General features: G+C 66.8%; 22 protein-coding genes and 5 tRNA genes. 15 read left to right on the top strand and 12 right to left on the bottom strand.

All coding sequences use genetic code 11. From position 1 onward, the window contains the following. Positions 1–19: 19 nt before the first annotated feature. From AC0B44_RS04820 to AC0B44_RS04810, 3 genes are read right to left on the bottom strand one after another with little or no spacing between them, the layout of a single operon-like run. Positions 20–106 carry a putative leader peptide gene (locus AC0B44_RS04820; RefSeq protein ID WP_471902060.1) on the bottom strand — a complete coding sequence of 29 codons (87 nt, stop codon included), beginning with the start codon at positions 104–106 and terminating at the stop codon, positions 20–22. 44 nt (positions 107–150) lie between these two features. After that, entirely contained in the window at positions 151–576 is a 426-nt protein-coding gene (locus AC0B44_RS04815; protein WP_471901791.1) for a thioredoxin family protein, read from the bottom strand. After that, complete coding sequence (locus AC0B44_RS04810; RefSeq protein WP_471901790.1) at positions 573–1,355, bottom strand: LmeA family phospholipid-binding protein; 783 nt, start codon at positions 1,353–1,355, stop codon at positions 573–575. The genes AC0B44_RS04815 and AC0B44_RS04810 overlap by 4 nt, the downstream gene beginning before the upstream one ends. 184 nt (positions 1,356–1,539) lie before the next feature. On the opposite strand from AC0B44_RS04810, the gene AC0B44_RS04805 reads away from it, so the two are divergent. The 6 genes from AC0B44_RS04805 to pstB all read left to right on the top strand — a co-directional run bounded on the left by AC0B44_RS04805 (position 1,540) and on the right by pstB (position 7,378). Continuing rightward, positions 1,540–2,271, top strand: a complete 732-nt coding sequence (locus AC0B44_RS04805; protein WP_471901789.1) for a winged helix-turn-helix transcriptional regulator — start codon at positions 1,540–1,542, stop codon at positions 2,269–2,271. After that, complete coding sequence (mshD, locus tag AC0B44_RS04800; protein ID WP_471901788.1) at positions 2,268–3,176, top strand: mycothiol synthase; 909 nt, start codon at positions 2,268–2,270, stop codon at positions 3,174–3,176. The genes AC0B44_RS04805 and mshD overlap by 4 nt, the downstream gene beginning before the upstream one ends. 229 nt (positions 3,177–3,405) lie before the next feature. Further along, the gene (gene pstS, locus AC0B44_RS04795; protein WP_471901787.1) at positions 3,406–4,530 is read left to right on the top strand and encodes a phosphate ABC transporter substrate-binding protein PstS; all 1,125 of its coding nucleotides are present in this window, start codon (positions 3,406–3,408) and stop codon (positions 4,528–4,530) included. A 53-nt stretch (positions 4,531–4,583) separates the two neighbouring features. Next, positions 4,584–5,636, top strand: a complete 1,053-nt coding sequence (gene pstC, locus AC0B44_RS04790; RefSeq protein ID WP_471901786.1) for a phosphate ABC transporter permease subunit PstC — start codon at positions 4,584–4,586, stop codon at positions 5,634–5,636. A gap of 3 nt (positions 5,637–5,639) precedes the next feature. After that, entirely contained in the window at positions 5,640–6,551 is a 912-nt protein-coding gene (gene pstA / locus AC0B44_RS04785; RefSeq protein ID WP_471901785.1) for a phosphate ABC transporter permease PstA, read from the top strand. A gap of 50 nt (positions 6,552–6,601) precedes the next feature. Beyond that, positions 6,602–7,378 (top strand): phosphate ABC transporter ATP-binding protein PstB, encoded by a 777-nt coding sequence (pstB, locus tag AC0B44_RS04780; RefSeq protein ID WP_471901784.1) that lies wholly within the window; start codon positions 6,602–6,604, stop codon positions 7,376–7,378. Between the two features lie 73 nt (positions 7,379–7,451). On the opposite strand, the gene phoU is transcribed toward pstB, so the two are convergent. The 6 genes from phoU to AC0B44_RS04750 form a co-directional block, all read right to left on the bottom strand. After that, entirely contained in the window at positions 7,452–8,159 is a 708-nt protein-coding gene (gene phoU / locus AC0B44_RS04775; RefSeq protein WP_471901783.1) for a phosphate signaling complex protein PhoU, read from the bottom strand. 82 nt (positions 8,160–8,241) lie between these two features. Further along, positions 8,242–10,065 carry an LCP family protein gene (locus AC0B44_RS04770; protein WP_471902059.1) on the bottom strand — a complete coding sequence of 608 codons (1,824 nt, stop codon included), beginning with the start codon at positions 10,063–10,065 and terminating at the stop codon, positions 8,242–8,244. 658 nt (positions 10,066–10,723) lie between these two features. Then, on the bottom strand, positions 10,724–11,866 hold the full coding sequence (gene dusB, locus AC0B44_RS04765) for a tRNA dihydrouridine synthase DusB (protein ID WP_471901782.1): 1,143 nt from the start codon (positions 11,864–11,866) through the stop codon (positions 10,724–10,726). A 159-nt stretch (positions 11,867–12,025) separates the two neighbouring features. Next, entirely contained in the window at positions 12,026–12,979 is a 954-nt protein-coding gene (locus tag AC0B44_RS04760) for an acyl-ACP desaturase (protein WP_471901781.1), read from the bottom strand. Between the two features lie 213 nt (positions 12,980–13,192). Continuing rightward, positions 13,193–13,819: a DUF937 domain-containing protein gene (locus AC0B44_RS04755; protein WP_471902058.1), complete on the bottom strand. Its 627-nt coding sequence runs from the start codon at positions 13,817–13,819 to the stop codon at positions 13,193–13,195. Positions 13,820–13,903: 84 nt separating this feature from the next. Continuing rightward, entirely contained in the window at positions 13,904–14,365 is a 462-nt protein-coding gene (locus AC0B44_RS04750) for a hypothetical protein (protein ID WP_471901780.1), read from the bottom strand. 170 nt (positions 14,366–14,535) lie between these two features. On the opposite strand from AC0B44_RS04750, the gene AC0B44_RS04745 reads away from it, so the two are divergent. After that, complete coding sequence (locus AC0B44_RS04745; protein WP_471901779.1) at positions 14,536–15,180, top strand: hypothetical protein; 645 nt, start codon at positions 14,536–14,538, stop codon at positions 15,178–15,180. Between the two features lie 15 nt (positions 15,181–15,195). Here AC0B44_RS04745 and AC0B44_RS04740 read toward each other — a convergent pair whose 3' ends face one another. Together AC0B44_RS04740 and AC0B44_RS04735 are read right to left on the bottom strand one after the other, a co-directional pair. Beyond that, positions 15,196–15,621, bottom strand: a complete 426-nt coding sequence (locus AC0B44_RS04740; RefSeq protein WP_471901778.1) for a hypothetical protein — start codon at positions 15,619–15,621, stop codon at positions 15,196–15,198. A 102-nt stretch (positions 15,622–15,723) separates the two neighbouring features. After that, a tRNA-Lys gene (locus AC0B44_RS04735) sits at positions 15,724–15,799 on the bottom strand. A 311-nt stretch (positions 15,800–16,110) separates the two neighbouring features. Here AC0B44_RS04735 and AC0B44_RS04730 point away from each other — a divergent pair. The 8 genes from AC0B44_RS04730 (at position 16,111) to AC0B44_RS04695 (ending at position 20,603) form a co-directional block, all read left to right on the top strand. Beyond that, entirely contained in the window at positions 16,111–16,761 is a 651-nt protein-coding gene (locus AC0B44_RS04730) for a TetR family transcriptional regulator (RefSeq protein WP_471901777.1), read from the top strand. Between the two features lie 111 nt (positions 16,762–16,872). Further along, positions 16,873–16,945 (top strand) — tRNA-Glu (locus AC0B44_RS04725). Positions 16,946–16,998: 53 nt separating this feature from the next. Beyond that, positions 16,999–17,072: transfer RNA gene (locus AC0B44_RS04720), tRNA-Asp, on the top strand. A 40-nt stretch (positions 17,073–17,112) separates the two neighbouring features. Continuing rightward, positions 17,113–17,186 (top strand) — tRNA-Phe (locus AC0B44_RS04715). A gap of 93 nt (positions 17,187–17,279) precedes the next feature. After that, a tRNA-Asp gene (locus AC0B44_RS04710) sits at positions 17,280–17,353 on the top strand. Positions 17,354–17,546: 193 nt separating this feature from the next. After that, positions 17,547–18,797 carry a glycosyltransferase family 4 protein gene (locus AC0B44_RS04705; RefSeq protein WP_471901776.1) on the top strand — a complete coding sequence of 417 codons (1,251 nt, stop codon included), beginning with the start codon at positions 17,547–17,549 and terminating at the stop codon, positions 18,795–18,797. Continuing rightward, positions 18,797–19,528, top strand: coding sequence for a class I SAM-dependent methyltransferase (locus AC0B44_RS04700; protein WP_471901775.1), 732 nt, complete (start codon positions 18,797–18,799; stop codon positions 19,526–19,528). Before AC0B44_RS04705 ends, AC0B44_RS04700 begins: the two co-directional genes overlap by 1 nt. A gap of 16 nt (positions 19,529–19,544) precedes the next feature. Beyond that, the gene (locus AC0B44_RS04695; RefSeq protein ID WP_471902057.1) at positions 19,545–20,603 is read left to right on the top strand and encodes a prenyltransferase; all 1,059 of its coding nucleotides are present in this window, start codon (positions 19,545–19,547) and stop codon (positions 20,601–20,603) included. Between the two features lie 27 nt (positions 20,604–20,630). On the opposite strand, the gene AC0B44_RS04690 is transcribed toward AC0B44_RS04695, so the two are convergent. Next, the gene (locus AC0B44_RS04690; protein ID WP_471901774.1) at positions 20,631–21,293 is read right to left on the bottom strand and encodes a class I SAM-dependent methyltransferase; all 663 of its coding nucleotides are present in this window, start codon (positions 21,291–21,293) and stop codon (positions 20,631–20,633) included. Positions 21,294–21,329: the final 36 nt, after the last annotated feature.

The raw sequence follows: 21,329 nt of genomic DNA, 5'->3' as shown, positions 1-21,329 counted from the left end.
GGGGGTCAGCGGCTACAGGTCAGCAGCAGGGACAACAACACGCGCCGAGGCGGCACAGATCGACTGCGCGGCGTCGGGTGAGCATCAGCTCCTGGCGTGTGTGCACGCGAGGAGTTTAACCGAAGTTTCAGGGAAATAGGACCGTCGGGTTCACAGGGATGCGAGAGCGGTGCGCAGGTCCGCCGCTTCGGGCACCCCGGACACCCGGTAACGCTCACGCCCGGTGGCGTCGAACACGAACGTGGTCGGCAGCGACATCACGCCGAGTTGCCTTGCGGGAACCGGGTTTTCGTCGAGGTCGAGCTCCACGTCGAGGGCGCCGTCGGGGGTGTCGCCGAGCACCCGGGCGATCACGCGTCGCACCGAGGCGCACGGTCCGCACCAGGGAGCGGAGAAATGCAGGATCACGGGTACTCCGTTGCCGACCCCCACCGCTGCGAGCGCCGGGTCCACGCCCGGCTCGGATCCGGGACGATCCGGCCCGGTCGCGCGGACCTTGCCGGATCGTGTGCGCAACGTCACTCCCGCGACGAGTGTGGCGACGATCACGATGAACAGAACTACGAGAGCAATCATGGGGCGGTCTGCACCTCGGTCAGATCGATGACGGTGTCGTGGGCTTCGCCCTCGATGACGATGCGCGACCCGCGCGCCTCCACGAACGTCGGCTTGACGCCGAAGGGCAGATCCTGCGGTTCGATCGTCGTGGTGAACAAACCGAGCACGACCGGCTTCAGCGCGTCGGGCACCGTGAAGTCCGCGCGTCCCTCCCGGCCGAAGTACAGGTCCGACGCCACAATGTGCACGCGGTCCCCGTCGAGCACCAGATCGGCCTGCACGCTCACCGTCGCCGATTCGGGGCCGATCGGCACGGTGCCGGTGAGAACGACGCCGCCGGCAGTCGTCGGGCCGGACCCGCCCGATCCACCGGTTCCGTCGGACTTGCTCTCCGGCGGAGCCGAAATCTGCAGGTCAGGGATGTTGTAGAGCTGTCCGAGTTCGGTTGCGTCGATCAGCACTCGGCCGTACAGGAGGTCCACCGGAACGGTGCGGATCGATCCGTCGAGGAGTTCGCCCGCGGCCGCGTGCGCCCCGATGAGGTTTGCTTCGACGGTGATGTCCCCGAGCATGTCGGTGTGCACGCCGTCGGCGACGATCTCGACGTTCTCGTAGTGGCCGTTGCGGGCCTGCAGAAGGAACGGGAAACCGTGGATGGTGACGGCGGGATCGGACTCGAGTGCGCCGCCCTCGCGAAGTGCGCGGGAGACGCGGTACTCGGACCAGGCGGCCGCGCCGAAGTCGGCGAGAAGGGCGACTCCGAGCAGGACCACGAGACCGTAGATCAGTTTGCGCACGCCCACCATTGTGGCCGACGCAGAGTCCGAGTCGGTGCCGCGCCCACGGCCAGCGTGTCCGGAATGTGGGAATCACGCTGCTTGCGACGTCGTGCTTACATGTCGGTAACAAATAGGGCGCTAATCTGTAGCACGTCGTTTACGCACCCGATCCGCGCTGGTAGCGCGAGGAACTGGAGGCCCAGTGGAGCTTCTCCTTCTGACCTCCGACCCGAACCCGGACGCGGTCCTGCCGTCGCTCGCGTTACTGGCGCACTCGGTTCGGCCGGCCCCGACGGAGGTATCGTCGCTGCTCGAGGCCAGTTCAGCCGATATCGCGATCGTCGATGCTCGCAGCGACCTCGCGGCAGCACGAGGACTGTGCCGTTTGCTGGGCAGTACCGGGTCGGCGATTCCGGTCATCGCGGTGCTCACCGAAGGTGGGCTCGTTGCGGTCAATCCCGAATGGGGCCTCGACGACATCCTGCTCACGACCACCGGACCCGCTGAGCTGGATGCGCGGTTGCGTCTCCTCGTCGGACGGGCGGGCGGCCTCGTCAGTACCGAGAGCTCCGGCAAGATCACCCTGGGCGAGCTGTCGATCGACGAAGGCACCTACACGGCCCGGTTGCGTGGTCGTCCCCTCGACCTCACCTACAAGGAGTTCGAGCTACTCAAGTACCTCGCTCAGCATGCGGGCCGCGTGTTCACCCGCGCGCAACTCCTGCAAGAGGTGTGGGGTTACGACTTCTTCGGCGGTACCCGCACGGTCGACGTGCACGTCCGGCGGCTGCGCGCGAAGCTCGGCCCCGAATACGAATCCCTGATCGGCACGGTGCGCAACGTCGGCTACAAGGCTGTGCGACCGTCCTCCCGGAACAAAGCAGGGGGTATCGCCCCGGAACTCGAGGAGTCCGAGGCAGAATTCGCCGAATGAGTATCGCCTCCGAGTTCACCGGCCTTCCGTCCACCGATCAGGCACAGGCGGTGCGCGACCTCATCGGTCGAGCCGCCGCCGAGGACGGCACCGCACCGGTCTCGGAGCAAGTGATCCATTCGCTCACCCGCGACAGCGACGCCCGCCACCTCGTGGAGGTATCCGACGACACCGTCGTCGGATACGCGAATCTCGTGCCCGCGCACGACGAGCATCCCGCGATGGCCGAAGTGGTCGTCGATCCTGCGCATCGGGGTCACGGCCTCGGCGGTGAACTCGTGGACGCGGCGCTCACCGCCGGCGGTGACGGCGCCCGGGTGTGGGCCCACGGCGACCTCCCGGCCGCCCGCGCGGTGGCGCGCCGGCTCGGATTGACCGGAGTGCGTGAACTGCTGCAACTCCGCCGCCCCCTCGACTCTCCCGCACTTCCTGCCGTCGAGCTGCCCGACTCGATCGTGCTGCGCACCTACCGCGGACCCAGCGACGACGCCGAACTTCTCCGGGTCAACGCCGCGGCCTTCGAATGGCACCCCGAGCAAGGGCGCTGGACCGAAGCCGACGTCGAAGAGCGACGCGCCGAGTCGTGGTTCGACCCCGAAGGGTTGTTCCTCGCGTTCGACGCCGCCGACCCCGACGTCCTGCTCGGCTTCCACTGGACCAAGGTGCATCCGGCCACCGATGTCAACGATGCGCTCGGCGAGGTCTACGTCGTGGGCATCGACCCCTCCGCGCAGGGTCGCGGGCTCGGGCGCCTGCTCACACTGGCCGGACTGCATCACCTCCGCGACGGAGGCCTCCACACCGTGCTGCTGTACGTCGAAGGTGACAACACCGCAGCGCTCAACACTTACGGCAAGCTGGGCTTCGAGCGCTTCCACGTGGATGTCGCCTACGCCCGACCGTGACCGCGATGTGCGCGCGCACACGTTGTCGCGGAGGCTCCGAGTGACCACCGCAACACCACTGCCAGGTGTATCCGGTCTGTTCATCCTCCGTTCACCTACGGTCGTCCCTCAGTCCACCGGGCACACCTAGGTTTTCCATACGGGTCGAGTTGGTGGCCCGGCGCCGGGATCACCCGCGCCTCGATTCCGCTGCCTTCGGTCAGCGGTCGTGAACTCCGGAGGAGTACAGGTGAACCTCAAGCGCAATGGTGCCCTGCTGGGCGCATTGGCGGTCGGTGCTCTCACGCTCACCGCGTGCGGTACCGACGACAACACCGGTTCGGTAGATGTGGATGCGTCCGCATCCAGCGCCACCTGTGAGGGAAAATCCAACCTGTCGGCTGCCGGCTCGTCCGCGCAGAAGAATGCGATGGACCAGTTCGTGTCCACGTACATCGCCGTGTGCTCGCAGAAGGGCGCCACCGTCAACGTGGCCTACAACCCGACGGGCTCGGGTGACGGCCGTACCCAGTTCATCGCGAATCAGGTCGACTTCGCCGGGTCCGACTCCGCGATCAAGGGTGAGCAGGCCGAGCAGGCGCTCGCACGCTGCGCCGGTAACCCGGCCTGGAACCTCCCGCTGGTCTTCGGTCCGGTAGCGCTGGCCTACAACCTCGAGGGCATCGAGGGACTGGTGCTCGACGCCGAGACCACGGCCAAGATCTTCAACGGGTCGATCACCACCTGGAACGATCCGGCCATCGTCGCGCTCAACGAGGGCCTCGACCTGCCCGACTCCGCCATCACCCCGGTCGTGCGCTCCGACTCGTCGGGTACCACGGACAACTTCCAGCAGTACCTAGAGGCCGCGTCCGGGGGTGCATGGACAACCGGCGCCGGTTCCGACTTCACCGGCGGCACCGGCGAGGGCGCGAAGGGTTCCGCGGGAGTCGCGCAGGCAGTGAGCGGTTCCCCGGGCTCGATCACCTACGTCGAGAAGTCGTTCGCGGACCAGAACGGACTGAGCATGGCGCGGATCGACAACGGCTCCGGCCCGGTCGAACTCACCGAGGAGTCCGCCGGCAAGGCGATCGAGGGTGCAGGGTTCTCGCCCGCAGAAGCGGGCGATCTGACGCTCGACCTGTCGTCGATCTTCGGTAGCACGGAGCCGGGCACGTACCCGCTGGTTCTGGCCACCTACGAGGTCGTCTGCTCCGCCGGGTACGGTCCCGACACCGCTGCTGCCGTGAAGTCCTTCCTCACCTCGGCGGCGAACGAAGGCCAGGACGGGCTCGCAGAGCAGGGCTACGTGCCGCTGCCGGACTCCTTCAAGGAGCGCATCACCCAGTCTATCGACGCCATCGAATCCGAGTAGATCGGCGGTCCGCCCGTTCCTGATGAACAAGCCCAGAGAGAATATGAGCGCAAATGAGTGACGCGCCCACGACAACGGCTCGTACGGAGTCGGACGGCCCGACCCGGTCAGGAACGGGCGGTCGTCCCGGTACTACGGAGGCAACGATTAGCACCACACCACCCTCGGATCGCACGCAGAAGACTGTCGTGCGGCCGGGCGATCGCATCTTCGGTTCGCTGGCCACAGGCTCCGCGATCCTGATCTCGGTGATCATCGGCGCGATCGCGGTGTTCCTGGTCTGGCGTGCGGTGCCCGCGTTGCAGCGCAACACCGTCAACTTCCTCACGAGCAGTGAATGGGTCACGCAGGACGTGCAGGCGATGGCCTTCGGTGTCCTCGACCTGTTCCAGGTCACCGTGCTCGTGTCGCTCTTCGCTCTCGCCCTCGCCATGCCGGTCGCGCTCGGTATCGCGATCTTCCTGACCACGTACTGCCCCGCCCGGATCAAGAAGCCGCTGGCCTACGTGATCGATCTCCTCGCTGCCGTCCCGTCCATCGTGTACGGCCTGTGGGGCGTCCTCGTCCTGGCGCCGTTCCTGCGTCCGGTCGCAAGCTGGCTGAACTCGACGTTGGGCTGGTTCCCGTTGTTCGCGACGGGCAGCGGTTCGATCATGGGCGGCGGCACGATCTTCACCGCCGGGATCGTCCTCGCGGTGATGATCCTCCCGACGATCGCGGCGGTGAGCCGCGAGGTGTTCGTCCAGACGCCCGTCGCACACATCGAAGCCGCCCTCGCCCTCGGTGCCACCCGCTGGGAGGTCGTCCGGACGACCATCATCCCGTTCGGCAAGTCGGGTTACGTCAGCGGTTCGATGCTCGGTCTCGGCCGCGCTCTCGGCGAGACGATGGCGCTCTACCTGATTCTCCGTACGACGTCGGCCGGGTTCTCGTGGTCGCTGTTCGACGGTGGCGCCACGATCGCGTCGAAGATCGCTCTCGGCTACGCCGAGTTCAACAACGACATCCAGGCAGGTGCCTACATCGCTGCCGGCCTGGTGCTCTTCGTGCTGACCTTCCTGGTCAACGCCGCGGCCCGCATGGTGGTCGCAGGAAAGAGGGACTGACCGATGTCGACGACAACCCTCGACTCGCCCGTCAAGACGCCCACCTTCCAGAAGGTGAGCACCCGCCGGCGCATCACCGACGTCGGCGCCACCGTGCTGGTGACCCTGTCGGTACTCGTCGCGTTGGTGCCGCTCGTCTGGGTTCTGGCCACGGTGATCACCAAGGGCCTGCCGGCTCTGATGTCCGCCACGTGGTTCACCCATTCGCTGAGTGGCCTGACCGCCTCGTCGACAGGCGGCGGCATCTATCACGCGCTGGTGGGCACCCTGTTGCAGGGACTCGTCTGCGCGATCATCTCGATTCCGCTCGGCGTGTTCGTCGCGATTTATCTGGTGGAGTACGCCGGCCGGTCCAAGCTCGGGAAGATCACGACCTTCATGGTCGACATCCTCAGCGGTGTGCCGTCGATCGTCGCGGCGCTGTTCATCTACGCCCTGTGGGTGTCCACCTTCGGAATGCCCAAGTCGGGCTTCGCGGTGTCGCTCGCGCTCGTGCTGCTGATGGTGCCGGTCGTGGTGCGCAGCACGGAGGAGATGCTCCGGATCGTGCCGCAGGACCTCCGCGAAGCCTCCTATGCGCTGGGTGTGCCCAAGTGGAAGACCATCGTCAGGATCGTTCTTCCCACCTCGATGGCCGGAATCATCACGGGCATCATGCTCGCGCTCGCCCGCGTCATGGGCGAAACCGCTCCGCTGCTCATCCTCGTCGGCTACGCGCCGTTCATCAATTTCGATCTGTTCGGCGGTGAACAGGGTTCGCTGCCCGGCGTCATGGTCGCCGAGATGAACAACCCGACCGCGGCCGGTTCGCAGCGGATCTGGGGCGCCGCCCTCACACTGATTCTCGTGATCGCGGTGCTGAACGTCGCGGCCAAGGTGATCAGCCACTACTCGCAGGTCGGCTCCAGGAAGTAGCGACCCATGAACTTCTCTCACGACATCGATACACCAGTAGGGAGCCTGTAATGGCCAAGCGTCTGGATCTCAAGGACGTCAACATCTACTACGGCAAGTTCCACGCCGTAGCCGACGTGACGCTTTCCGTACCGCCGCGGAGCGTCACCGCGTTCATCGGTCCGTCGGGCTGCGGCAAGTCCACCGTGCTGCGCTCGCTCAACCGGATGCACGAGGTCACGCCCGGCGCCCGCGTCGAGGGATCGGTCCTCCTCGACGGCGAGGACATCTACGGCGCCGACGTCGATCCGGTGGGTGTGCGCAAGACCATCGGCATGGTCTTCCAGCGCCCGAATCCGTTCCCCACCATGTCCATCCGGGACAACGTGGTTGCGGGTCTGAAGTTGCAAGGCACGCGCGACAAGAAGTTCCTCGACGAGGTCGCGGAGAAGTCGCTGCGCGGCGCGAACCTGTGGAACGAGGTCAAGGACCGTCTCGACAAGCCCGGTGGCGGTCTGTCCGGCGGCCAGCAGCAGCGACTGTGCATTGCGCGTGCGATCGCGGTCCAGCCCGACGTGCTGCTGATGGACGAGCCCTGCTCCGCGCTCGACCCGATCTCGACCCTCGCGATCGAGGACCTGATCGCCGAACTCAAGCAGGACTTCACGATCGTCATTGTCACCCACAACATGCAGCAGGCTGCGCGGGTGAGCGACCAGACCGCATTCTTCAACCTCGAGGCGACCGGCCGGCCGGGTGGGCTCGTCGAGATCGACGACACCGAGAAGATCTTCTCGAACCCGACGCAGAAAGCCACCGAGGACTACATCTCGGGACGTTTCGGCTGAGCCGAACCAGCATGTGATCGACGAAAGCCCCGGCCGGATTTCCCGGCCGGGGCTTTCGTCGATCGGATGATGATCAGGAGTCGGTCGGGTACACCGTCAGCTTGTCGACCTTGTTGCCGAGTTCGCGGATTTCTTCTTCGGTGGGGAGCTTTCCGGTGACCAGGAAGATCACCCGCCGGCCCACCTCCACCGCATGGTCGGCGAAGCGCTCGTAGAAGCGGCCGAGCAGGGTGACGTCGACGGCCGCGGCGACGCCGTGCTTCCACTCCGGGTCCATGAGGACCTTGAAGAGGTGACGGTGCAGATCGTCCATCGCCTCGTCTTCGTGATGGAGACGCAACGCGCGCTCCGGGTCACGGGTTTCGAGGATCTCGCGGGTGGCTCCGCCGAGGGCGACGGCGATGCGGCCCATCTCGGCGAAGTAACCCTTGACCTCGTCGGGAAGCACGTGGTTCGGGTGACGCCGACGGGTCGCCTTCGCGATGTGCAGGGCGAGCGCGCCCATGCGATCGATGTCGGCGACGATCTGGATGCCGCTGACCACCGCGCGGAGATCACCCGCGACCGGCCCCTGGAGGGCGAGGAGCTGGAACGCCTTCTCCTCGCACACCACGGCGAGGTCGGTGATCTTGTCGTGCTCCTCGATCACCTGCTCGGCGAGGCCGAGATCGGCGGTGAGTAGGGCTTCGGTGGACCGCTCCATTGCAAGTCCGGCGAGCCCGGCCATCTCTCCGAGGAGGTCACCGAGTTCGCTCATTTGTACGTTGTAGACGACGCGCATAACGGCACAGCCTACGGTGCGGAAACGTACAGGTCACGAGCGTCGGGTGAACCACGGGTGAACTGGCGGAGGCGAAGAGCCCTCAGCTGCAGAGGTCGTCACCGGCATTCGTGATGGAAAGGTCGGGGGGAAGCTCGATCGAATCCTTGCTCGACGGCGCTTCGATCTTCACCGGCTCGAGCTGGGTTCCCGCCGGGGTGGGCGCGATGACGGTGCCGTCGAAACCGGTGCCGAGCACGATCTCGACGAGAGAGCCCAACTGCGCGGACGCGGGAGCCTCCTGCAGCACGGCATCAGGGAACGCGGTGGCGACCGTCATGGCCTCGGCTTCCTGACCGGGGGCGAAGCGGATCACGGTCTTGGTGCTCGTGCCCGCGTAGTTGCCCACCGAGTAGACGGGGAAGCCGTGCGCTCCGACGGATTCGGCGATCCGCGCCGCCAGGCCCGACTCTCCGGACGCGTTGGAGACCTGCACGCTCACGGTGCCCGGATCGACCGCGATCCGGCCGGGCGTTGCGGGCACCGCTTCCGGAGTCGCGGGGGCGGCGTCGTCCTGGGGTTCCTCCCGCTTCTCACCGGGGAGAGGAAGGTCGTCGATGATGGCGGTGAAGATCGATTCGATGTCGTCGAGCCGGGGGATCTCGTTGCCCCAGTCGTTCGTGCCCGCGGTGGGCACGGTCAGGAATGTGACGGCTCCGGCGTCGACGTTCTGCAGCGAGCGGCCGAGCTTGACCAGCGATTCGGTGTTGACGTTCTCCACGAACGTCGCGTTGGTGAAGGCGCCGATGAAGCCGTTGAGCTTGCCCGGATCGAGCAGGACCTTGTTCGACAACGCGGAGCGCAGCAGCGACGACAGGAACCTCTGCTGCCGGGTGATCCGGCCGTAGTCGCCGTTGCCCTCGGTGAACACGTAGCGGGCACGGACGTAATCGAGTGCCTTGTGCCCGCTCAGAGTGTGCTTGCCGGGCGAGTCCAGAATGGTGCCCAGCTCGCCGTCTTCGAGGGGCGTCGTGGTGCACACCTCCACACCGCCGATCTTGTCGACCATTGCTTCGAACCCGGCGAAGTCGATGCCGACGAAATGCCCGATCTTCAGGCCGGACATCTTCTGGATCACCTTCACCAGGCACTTGGGGCCACCGAGCGCGTACGTGGCGTTGAGCTTGTCGCCTTCCGCCGCAGGGTAGGTGTCCGAGCTGTAGTCGCCGGTCGTGCTGTCCCAGCCTCGGCACACCGGGCGTTCGACGTCGAGGTCGCGGGGGAACGACACCGCGACCACGCGGCTGCGGTCTGCCGGAATGTTGACCAGGATCACGGTGTCGGCGCGGGCGCCTTCCGCATCTGCGGTGGTGCCGGCACCGACCGCGCCGCTCGCTCCCGCCCGGGTATCCGTGCCGACGATGAGGTACGTCTCGTCACCGGTCTGCCCGGCCGCGTCGACGATGTCGTCGGAATCGGTGTCCAGCGCTGCGATCTGTGAGAAACCCGCTTCGGTCGACTTCAGGTAGCCCCAGACCGATCCGGTGCCGGCGAGGGCGAGCACCGAGAAGAACGCGACGGCTGTTCTGGCAGCGATCCGCAGCTTGCGATTCTTGCGTCTCTTGCTCGATTCGAGACGGGTCAGCCCGTCGGTTCCCACGGTGCGGGGTGCGGCCTGCGCACGGCCGCCCCGGGTGTCGGCGGGCTCGTCGTAACCGTCGTCGTCGGCCGGCGGTTCGATGTCGGGTTCGTCGCCCACCGGCGCGATCAGCTCGGTGGGACTGTCGGCCACGGGAGGCCTCGGGGGCGTGCGCGGCACGGGCGGCGGGCCCGCAGGCGCGCCGACGGTACGCACGGGAGGCGCAGGCGGTCGCTGCGGTGGTGGTTGCGGGGGTCGTGCCGGAGGCGGTACCGCTGGTGGGCCCACTACGGGGGGCACAGGACCGGGTACGGGTGGCACAGGACCGGGTACGGGGGGCAGGGGCCGCCCGGGAGGAGGGGGCGGCGGCGCCGGACGTCCGGGTGGGACACGGGGATGTGCGGGCGGCAGCGAGGACGAGGCCGTCACCGGCGGTTCGGGGGGAGGACCGTCCCGGCGCGACACTTTGTCCACCAGGTCGGCGACGGTGAGCCGGTCGGGGTCGCCGTCGTCCGCAGCCCGGCGGTTACGGCCGGAGTCGGGGCGGTGTCCCGCGGCGTGGTCGCCGTCGGAACGGGCTTCCGCAGAGTGTGCACCGCCGGAATACGCGTCGCCCGAGCGGGCGGGGCCCGAGCGCACATCGTCGGCAGGGGAGTCCGAGTGTCGGGATCGGCCGCGGCTGCGCCGCGGAGACGGGGCTTCCCGGAAGGTCGGATCGGCTATAGGACGTTCCCAGGGAGCGCGATTGTCGGGCAGGCCCGAATCGTGCCCTTCGTCCACCGCTGCCTTGCCTCTCCGCGGGTCCACCGCATTCGTGCGCCCCGCCCGCGAACGGGCGGAGCGCAATGATCCCGCCATGATACTGACCGTCTGTTACCGGGGCTGTACACGCGGCCGGTGGGGGTCCGTCATGTGGACGGGCCGAGGGCAGGACGGGGGTGGATTCTCACCCGCCCGAGTGCATGATGTCGGCTCCGACCGGGACGCAGGTGTCCTCCGGATCGTCGAGCCAGCCGTCGGGCAGAGCGACGCTGCTCGGTGAACCCTGACGCCCGCGAGGTCCCTCGGCGTCGGCGGGAAACGGCACGTCGGCGTCGAGTTTTCCGAGCAGATCGTCGAGTTCGGCGAGCGAGGACACCCGCGCGAGACCGCTCCGGACTTCCGACCCGGCGGGGAAGCCGCGCAGGTACCACGCGATGTGCTTGCGGAGTTCGCGCGTGCCGCGGTCTTCGCCGTGATGGTCGGCAAGAAGTTCCGCGTGGCGGCGCATGATCTGCGTCACTTCGCCGAGAGTGGGGGGCGTGGGAATCTCGCGGCCGTTGAGCGCGGCGCTCAGTTCCGCGAACAGCCACGGCCGGCCGAGGCAGCCGCGACCGACCACCACGCCGTCGCAACCCGTCTGCGTCATCATCTTTTCCGCGTCCCCGGCGTCGAAGATGTCCCCGTTACCGAGCACCGGCACGGTGGTGACGTGCTCCTTGAGCCGGGCGATCTCGTCCCAGTCCGCGGTGCCCGAGTAACGCTGTGCGGCGGTCCGGGCGTGCAGTGCCACAGCGGCCGCTCCCTCTTCGGCGGCGATCCGGCCCGCATCCAGATGGGTGTGGTGCTCGTCGTCGATGCCGATCCGGAACTTGACGGTGACCGGGATGTTCGTGCCCTCGGTGGCCCGGACCGCGGCGGCGACGATCTGCCCGAACAGGCGCCGCTTGTACGGCAGGGCGGACCCGCCGCCCTTGCGGGTGACCTTGGGGACCGGGCAGCCGAAGTTCATGTCGATGTGGTCGGCCATGTTCTCGTCGACGATCATCTTCGCCGCCGCGTACGTGGTGTCGGGATCGACCGTGTACAGCTGCAGCGAGCGGGGGGTTTCGGTGGGACCGAACGTCGTCATGTGCATGGTGACCGGGTGGCGCTCGACGAGGGCGCGGGCGGTGACCATCTCGCACACGTACAGACCCGAGGTGCTTCCGGCACGTTCGAGTTCGAGCTCGCGGCAAAGTGTGCGAAATGCGACGTTCGTCACTCCCGCCATCGGCGCCAGCACCACCGGGCTGTTCAGTTCGAGCGAGCCGATGCGAAGGGGTGACATAAGGACCTCTGGAAAGCGTTGTGTTTCAGTAAGATTCCGGATTCCCGCGGTATCGCTCGGGGAAGACGGCTGTGCCCGGTACCGACAGGGGTACCGGGCACAGGATAACCGTTTGCCGACGTCGGCCCCGAATCCGCTGGGACGAACCGGCGCGAGGACTCAGGACAGGGCGCCCGCGCGCTCCCGCTTGGCGGCGTCGCGTGCGAGCGACCGGTCGCGCATCTCTTCGAACTTCACCGCCTGACGCTCGAGTTCTGCCAGGTAGGTTCCCAGCTCGTCGATGAGCTGGGCGCCCGCGGGTCCGAAATCGCGTTCGAAGATCCGCCATTTGCGCAGCACCGGCATCACCACATCGTCGAGGTGCTGACGCAGGTCGTAGATGCCGTGCTTCGCCATGAGCACTCCGTTGCGGCGGAAGTTGGGCATCCCCGATCCGGGCATCTCGAAGGTGCGGAGAACATGCACGATCGCTTCCAGTGCCTGCACGGGCGCGACGTCGAGTGCGGCGTCGCAGATGTTGCGGTAGAAGATCATGTGCAGGTTCTCGTCGGCGGCGATGCGCTGCAGCATCTTGTCGGCCACGGAGTCCTCACAGGCCAGGCCCGTGTTGCGGTGCGACACGCGCGTCGCGAGCTCCTGGAACGTCACGTACGCGACCGAGTGGAGCATGCCCGTCTCGCTCGGCGAGCCGAAGCCGTTGGTCATGTGCTCCATGCGCGCGTTCTCGAGTGCCACCGGATCGACACCGCGGGTGACGACGAGGTAGTCGCGCATGACGATGCCGTGGCGGTTCTCCTCGGCGGTCCAGCGGCCCACCCAGGTGCCCCACGCGCCGTCGCGGGTGAAGGCCTCCGCGATCTCACGATGGTAGGAGGGCAGGTTGTCCTCGGTGAGGAGGTTGGTGATCATCGCCGCCTTGGCGACCTCGCCGAGCTGTGACTGCTCGGGCTCCCAGTCGACTCCGCCCATCGCGGCGAAGTTGCGTCCTTCGTCCCACGGGACGTAGTCGTGGGGATGCCAGTCCTTCGCCATGGAGAGATGCCGGTTGACGTTCGCTTCGGCCACCGGCTCCAGCTCTCGCAGCAACTCCAACTGTGTCAGGACTCGCGTCATACCTTCGTACCCTCCGTGTGGTGTCGCATGAACTCTGTCAGCCTACGGACCCGTAGGTAAATGTCGTATCTGCCTGTTGCGCCGGACAACGCCCCGGCGTGGTCAGGGCTGATCGGTGTTCCCGATCACAATCGTTCGCCGGTCACCGTACAACCCGAACCGGACACACAGCCGGACGTGGGCCCCGACACGGCGGACGCGTCCGGAAACCGCTCAGCGCTTGCCGCCGCCCAGGAGTCCCCCGAGAAGCCCGCCGAGGCCGCCGCCGGAACTGCCGCCCAGGACGCTGCCGAGGATGTCGCCGATACCGCCCCCGCCGTTGCCGGAGCGACCGGCCGCCCCCTCGAGCAGTCCACCGAGAAGGTCGCCGAGTCCGCCGCCCGGGCGGGGGTCGCCTCCGGTGGTGGGTCCGGCGCTCGTAGTGGGGCCGGCGCCGCCACCCTGGATCTGTTTCGCCAGGTACGACAGCACGATCGGAGCGAGGATCGGCAGCAGTTGGGCGATCAGGGTGTTCCCACCGGAGCCGTCGACCGCGCCGAGGGTGCTGATCACCTGGTCCTTGTTCTCTCCGAACACATTGGAGACGATCTTGCTGCCGTCCGCCGTGTCGACGTCCTCCACCTTCACGCCGCCGTCGAGAAGACCGGAGCGTGAGTGCTCGTCGAGAGCCGACATCAGCGAGGCCGCTCCCTCCGGGTTCCGGGCGTTGGCGCCGAGTCCCCCGACGAGGGTCGGGAGAGCCGCGCGCACCGCGGTTTCCGCGGTTTGCTTGTCGACTCCGAGGCGCTCGGCCACGCGGTCGATCGGTACCTGCGAAAGGAGTTCGTCGAGACTTGCCATGAATACCTGCCTGGTCATGGGCGTCCCGTCGCGGCCGCCCGTGCGGCCGAGGTTAACGACTCGGGCGATTCGTGCCTCGGCCGGTCAGTCGAAACCGGCACGGTCGCCGGGCGACCGGCGCACCGCGACAAGGCAACACAGCAGTGCCACCAGGATGCCGCTCAGCAGCAACACCGTCCCGTTCTGATTGGTCAGTGCCGTCCTGCGGTTCTCCTGCACGTATTCACCGTGGGCAGCGAGGATCTGGACCCAGAACGCCACCGCCGTGACTATTCCGAGAATCGTGCCGACCCACCCGGTGACAACCGAATCGAACAGCGCCGCGAGCAACAGCAGCACGGCCGACACCGCCAGCGGCACCGCAAGCGATTGGTACAGCGGCAGCCCGGCCGACGCGATGCTCGACAGGTCGCCGCTCGCGAATCCGTCTCGCAATCCCGACATCGGTATCTCCGTCGGCCGCACACCCCCGACGACGGGCAGCACCGCCCCGATGCCCAGTGCGACTGCGGCCAGAAACAGGCCCAGGTCCACGAAGCTGCGCATGTTCCTCCCCCGAAACGAAACGAACCGAGACAATCCGTTTTGCGGACTCACCGTATACAAAGAAGTGCTGTGTCACCGGATGGAAACGCAGGGGAGCGAATTCACGGCCGGCACGTCGGCTGATCCGTAGGCTGATGCGCGTCTATCGAGGACCCAGGGAGGGCCGCAGGATGTCGGACGCAAGTATTCGGTCGGGGGAGACACGGAAGGGCTTGCCCCCGTGGGCGAAGAAGACGCTGGTCGTCGTGGCGACGCTGGCGGTGCTCGTCATCGTGTATTTCATCCTTGCCGCATTCGTCCCGCGATGGTGGGCGCTGCGAGTCGCGGGTCTCGCCGACGGCGGATTCGCCCGGGGCATCATGTGGGGCCTGGCCTTCGGTCTTCTGTGCACTGCGATCCCACTGATCCTCTTCGGCTGGATCTGGCAGGTCCGCAGATGGAAATACCACCGGAGCCTGCAGGTGCTGCTCGCCGTGCTGGCACTTGTGATCGCGATTCCCAATCTCATGACCTTGAGCATCGTGCTGGGCAACGGCAACGCCGCGCATGCGGGTGAGCGGATCCTCGACGTGGACGCTCCCGGATTCCGTGGGGCGTCACTTGTCGGCGCGATAGTCGGGGCCCTGATCTGTGTGCTCTTCTTCGTCGCGGTGTCCCGCTACCGGAAGCGGGGCCGCGACCTCGCTACCGTGCGCGAGAACCTCGAGCGTCAGCGACTCGAGGAACAACGCGAGCACGAGCGACGTCGCGCCGCGGAAGAGTTGGGTACCGGTCCGGAGGACGTGCCCCCGGGCTCTCACCGAACCGACAGATGATCGCCCGGTGCCGAATCAGCTCGCCGGATTCCTCGCGATGGATTCGATGTTCACCATCGTCATGTTGAGGAGACTCTCGTCGAGCGCGCACGTGACCCCCCGCGTTCCGGACGGTCCCGCACAATCGTCACCGGTGTAGGCGGCGTACTTCTCTTCCCAGCGATCGATGCTGTCGAGTATGTCGTGTTTGGACGTGCTCTCGGGGAGCCGTTCGGCGTCCGTGCGCAGTGCGGCGAGACCGTCGTGTCGTGCCAGGTTGCAGTCCACCGCGGAGGTGTTCGCATCGCTCAGGCACGAGGTTGTCGCGAGAGTGGTCGCGTGTTGGGAGCGGATGAAGTCCCAGTCGACCTGGGATCCTGCGCCGGCGGCGTCGCCGGTGCCACCTCCGCAGGCGGCGAGCAGGACCAGTGCGGGCGCGAGAGCAAGCACGCGAAATCTCATGACCCGTTGATCCCCTTTGTCGCAGAACTCGTTACCGGCGCGGTGTTTCCGCTGAAAAACAACACGACCCGGCGTCCGGTTTCCCCGACGCCGGGTCGTGCATGGTGCCCCCAGTAGGGCTCGAACCTACGACCTGCGGATTAAAAGTCCGTAGCTCTACCAACTGAGCTATAGGGGCTGGGCGCACAATGTAACCACATGGAGGTAACCACATCGAGCGACTCGATGGTAACGGACCGCCTGGCCACGGGTGCGGCGACCTCCCGGCGTGGCTGGTCGGCCCGGCACACTAAACGGCTCGGGTGCTCACCCCCTGCTTCGCACCCGAGCCGGACAAAGAATACCACTCGGTGTGTTCTTCGGATACCGACGGAAACCTCCGCGCTGCCGACGCCGCGAGAACAGGATGCGGACTCCGCGCCCCGACGTGCCGGAGCAGTCTAAAGTTGTCGGAGGGGGGCACAGGTACTCGGAAGGCTTGTAATCCCCATGCCACTTCAGCAGGAGCGTGCGCGGCGCACACGGGCGGCGATCGTCGAGTCGGCAGCGGCCGAATTCGCCAAGAGGGGATTCGCGGCGGCGTCGATCAATCTGATCCTCGAGCATTCCGGCGCCACCAAGGGTGCGATGTACTTCCATTTCAAGTCCAAGGAAGACCTTGCGCGGGCGGTCCTCGAAGAGGGGATCGACCATTACAGGGTCATCGTCGATCGGTGGGTGGACTTCGACGAGCTCGATCCGTTCGAGCGTCTCCACGGCTTGATCTGTGATCTGGGGGAAGCGCTCCACAACGACGTGATCATCGGGGCGGAGTTCCGTCTCGTCATCGATCCGGAATTCGTCGACGAGGCGCGGCTGCGCGGAAGCGCCGTGTGGGGGCGGGCCGGATACCAATTGGCCGAGCAGGCCCGAGACCTCGGCCTGTTCAAGCCGGGGGTGGATCTGAGGCGATTCGTCCGCGCCGTCGGCTCCTCGCTCGCCGGCCAGCGCTACTTCGCCGACCTGACTGCGCCCGAGGTCGATGTGCGCTCCCGGTTCGAGAGTTGCCTGGAGGTTCCACTGGAGGCGACAGCGTCGGAGGAGTGGCTCGAGCGGTGGCGTGAGCGGGGCTGGCCCAGCGTCCGCCCGAGTGCCCAATAGTGTGGGTGACCTGGCGATTTGTGATTCTCGAATGCCGTGGCATAAGCTGTCCAAGCTCCCAACGGAAACGCCAATTCCCGTTGAGGGCGCGGTTCGGAGAGATCCGATCGGGCCCCCTTCGTCTAGCGGCCTAGGACGCCGCCCTTTCAAGGCGGTAGCGCGGGTTCGAATCCCGTAGGGGGTACGCTTCGATCCTGTCGGAGCGTGCAGTATCTTGGTGAAGAAGTGAATATGTATGGCCCTGTGGCGCAGTTGGTTAGCGCGCCGCCCTGTCACGGCGGAGGTCGCGGGTTCGAGTCCCGTCAGGGTCGCAAAACGCATACGATCGGCATTCGGGTTCGGGTGCCGTCCGGCCAGGTAGCTCAGTTGGTACGAGCGTCCGCCTGAAAAGCGGAAGGTCGCCGGTTCGATCCCGGCCCTGGCCACAGAGGTTGTCCGGCAAACAACCGCTCAATTACATATGACGGACCCACCGCGTGCGGTGGGTCCTGCTATGGGAACCCCTCGGGGTTCTGCATGGCCCTGTGGCGCAGTTGGTTAGCGCGCCGCCCTGTCACGGCGGAGGTCGCGGGTTCGAGTCCCGTCAGGGTCGCATCAGGCGAAGGCCCGGTATCTACGGATACCGGGCCTTCGTCGTGTTGTCGTGTTGTCGTCGGCAGGTCCCATTCGCATCCCGCCGGTCGGCCGTCTCCGGTTCGTGCCGCTATCGTGACACGGCGGAACTTGTTCTAGGGTGCTCTACGCGACCCGACGGCCAGGTGCCCGTCCGGTCCACGCCCGTCCGAATGAACCCGAGGTGGAATGTGCGAATAGCTCTGTTGTCGTATCGGAGCAAGCCGCACTGTGGGGGCCAAGGGGTCTACGTGCGGCATCTCAGCCGCGAACTCGTCGCGCAGGGCCACACGGTCGAGGTCTTCTCCGGGCAGCCGTACCCGGAACTCGATCCGGGGGTGACCCTGACCAAGGTGCCCAGTCTCGACCTCTACCGGGACGAGGATCCTTTCCGGACACCCCGGCCCGGCGAATACCGCGATCTGATCGACGTTCTCGAGGTCGCCACGATGTGGACGGCAGGATTCCCGGAACCGCGGACGTTCGGCTTGCGCGCGGCCCGGTTGCTGCGCGAACGACTCGGCGATTTCGACGTCGTGCACGACAACCAGTCGCTCGGCTCCGGACTGCTGAAGATCGCCGAGCGCTTTCCGCTGGTCGCCACGATTCACCATCCGATCACTCGTGACCGTGAACTCGACCTCGCGTCCGCCGGCACGTGGCGCCGCAAGTTCACCCTGCGTCGTTGGTACGGCTTTCTCCGCATGCAGGAGCGTGTCGCCAGGCGGATCGGCACCCTGCTGACCGTGTCCGCGAACTCGGCCGACGATATCCGCGCTGCGTTCGGAATCCAGCCGGAACGCATCCACACGATCCCGCTCGGCGTGGATACCGAACTCTTCGCTCCTCCGTCGGCGCCCCGCGTCGCGGGACGGATCGTGTGCGTCGCCAGTGCAGACGCTCCGCTCAAAGGTGTTCCGACCCTGCTCGAGGCGGTGGCCAAACTGCGTACGGAGCGGGAGGTCGAACTCGTCCTCGTGTCCAAGCTCGCGCCCGGCGGTGCAACCGAACGGCTCATCGACGCACTCGCGATCGGCGACGTCGTGCGTACCGTCTCCGGCATCGAGGATTCCGAGCTCGCGGCACTCCTGGCATCCGCCGAGGTCGCCGCGGTTCCGTCGCTCTACGAAGGCTTTTCGTTGCCGGCGGTGGAAGCGATGTCGTGTGGCACGCCGCTCGTGGCCAGTCGCGCCGGAGCGATCCCCGAGGTGGTCGGCGACGCGGGTGTTCTCGTCGCGCCGGGTGATGCCGCGCAGCTCGCAGGAGCCATGGCCGATCTGTTCGACGATCCCGGCGCACGTGAACGGCTCGGGGCGAAGGCACGCGCGAGGGTGCTCGACAAGTACAGCTGGGCCGCGGTGGCTGCGCAGACCGCGCGCGTCTACGAACAGGCCATCGCCGCACATGAGGGAAGGACGAACTGATGCTCACCGTCGACTTCGACCGGCTGGGAATCACACCCGGGCAGCGCGCCATCGACATCGGAGCGGGTGCCGGCCGGCACTCCTTCGAGTTGTATCGGCGCGGCGTGGATGTGGTGGCGTTCGATCGCAGTGCGGAGGACATGAAGGCGGTCGCCGACATGTTCGTCGCCATGGAACTCGAGGGGCAGGTTCCCGAGGGCACACTGGCCCGCGCAGAGGTCGGTGACGCGCTGGCGCTGCCGTACGAGGATGCGTCGTTCGACATCGTTTTGATCTCCGAGGTCCTCGAGCACGTTCCCGAGGACGAGCGCGCCATCGCCGAACTCGTCCGGGTGCTCAAGCCGGGCGGTGTCGCCGCGGTCACCGTGCCGCGCTGGTTCCCCGAGAAGGTGTGCTGGGCGCTGTCCGACGCGTATCACGAGGTCGAGGGCGGCCACGTGCGCATCTACAAGGCCGACGAACTCGCGGAGAAGCTCACGTCGGCGGGGCTGAAGGTGTCCGGAACCGGGCATGCCCATGCCCTGCATGCTCCGTACTGGTGGCTCAAGTGTGCGGTGGGTGTCGACAACAACGACAACCCGCTGACCAAGGCGTACCACCGAATGCTCGTGTGGGATCTGATGAAGGGTCCGTGGATCACCCGGACCGCGGAGCGGCTTCTCGACCCGGTGATGGGCAAGAGTGTCGTGTTCTACCTCGAAAAGCCCGGTGTTTCCGGTGCGGCACAGTAGATCCCGTGTGCCTGTCATTCCCTCCGTCGAGGGAGTGTTCTCCGAGGAACAGTGCGTCGCAACCGGACGTGCCATAGCCCGGATGCAGGAGCCGTCGGGTGCGATCCCCTGGTTTCCGGGAGGCCACACCGATCCGTGGGATCACGTCGAATCGGCGATGGCATTGACCGTGACAGGTTTACGCGACGAATCGGATGCCGCCTTCCACTGGTTGCGCCGAACCCAGCGTAAGGACGGCTCGTGGCCGGTCCGGTTCGGTCGTGACGTCGTGGAAAGTGCCGACACCGACAGCAATTTCACCGCGTATGTCGCGGTGGGAGTGTGGCACCACTATCTGGTCACCGGCGACCGGAACTTCGCCGAAGAGATGTGGCAGACGGTTCGGCCCGCGCTCGACCTCGTTCTCGACATGCAGTTGCCGGATGGTTCGATCTCGTGGGCCCGCGGCGCGGGCGGCTTGTGCGACGAGGCGCTGCTCACGGGATGCTCGAGTATCCACCAGAGCCTGTACTGCGGAATGCGTCTCGGCGAACTCGTCGGCGATCCGCAGCCGGAATGGGAAGTGGCGTTGTTCCGGTTGGGGCACACGCTGCGACGGCATCTCGAGGTGTTCACGCCCAAACCGGAGTTCTCGATGGATTGGTACTACCCGATCCTCGGCGGTGCCGTCCGCGGACCGGAAGCGCACGAACGGATTCGGGACCGCTGGGCGGATTTCGTCGTCGACGGTCTGGGCATCCGCTGCGTAGATCACCGCCCCTGGGTGACCGGCGCCGAGACATGCGAACTCGTCCTCGCCCTGGATTGCCTGGGGGAGAGCGCGCGTGCCCGTGCACTGTTCGCCGACATGCAGCATCTCCGCGACCCGGACGGTTCGTACTGGACCGGACTTGTCTACACCGACGGCAAACGGTGGCCCGTCGAGGTCAGTTCGTGGACCAGTGCCGCGGTGATCCTGGCGGCAGATGCTCTCTCGCGCACGACCGGTGGAAACGGTGTGTTCCGGGACGCGGCGGCACCCGCCCGCCTGGCGGGTGCCGATCCCTGCACCGAGGATTGCCCCGTCCTGGTCTGACGCCCTGCCCCCTGCGACAGTGGCCTTCTAGTGACCGGGCAGGGTCCCGACGGTTCCTCCGGTGCGCTCGAGCACGCGGAGCGTGCCCGTCACCGACTTCTCGGTGAACTCACCGCTTTCCAGTGCGCGACAGTAGATTTCGTACGGCGGCCGGCCGCCGTCCTTCGGATCGGGAAAGACGTCGTGGATGATCAGCGCGCCTCCGACCTCCACCCACGGAGACCATCCCGCGTAGTCCGACTGCGCGGCTTCGCTGCTGTGGCCGCCGTCGATGAAGACGAAGGACACCGGCGTACGCCAGAATGCCGCGACCTGAGGGGAATTGCCGATCACCGTCACGACCTGCGCTTCGAGGTCGGCGTCGGCGAGCGTGTGCCGCAATCGTCCGGCGGTGTCGATCCGTCCGGTGTGGGAGTCGACGAGGCCAGGATCGTGGTATTCCCAGCCCGGCTGATGTTCCTCGGAGCCGCGGTGATGGTCGATCGTCACGATGGTGCCACCGGTTGCCCGGGCAGCAGCGCCGAGGTAGACCGTCGACCGGCCGCAGTAGGTGCCGATCTCGACGCCGACGCCGTTGCCGAGGTACTCGATGGCGGCGTCGTGCAGCGCGGTGCCTTCGTCCTCGGGCATGAAACCCTGAGTGGCCTCGGCCAGTTCGACTACCTCGCGGGGAAGGGTGGTGCGGGTCATCCGGGGTCTCCGTTCGATCGCGAACTGCGGTGTCAG

Source organism: Rhodococcus sp. NPDC019050 (genome assembly GCF_055664235.1).
The sequence above is the reverse complement of the archived record's forward strand: the minus strand, read 5'-3'. Positions and strand labels throughout refer to the sequence as shown.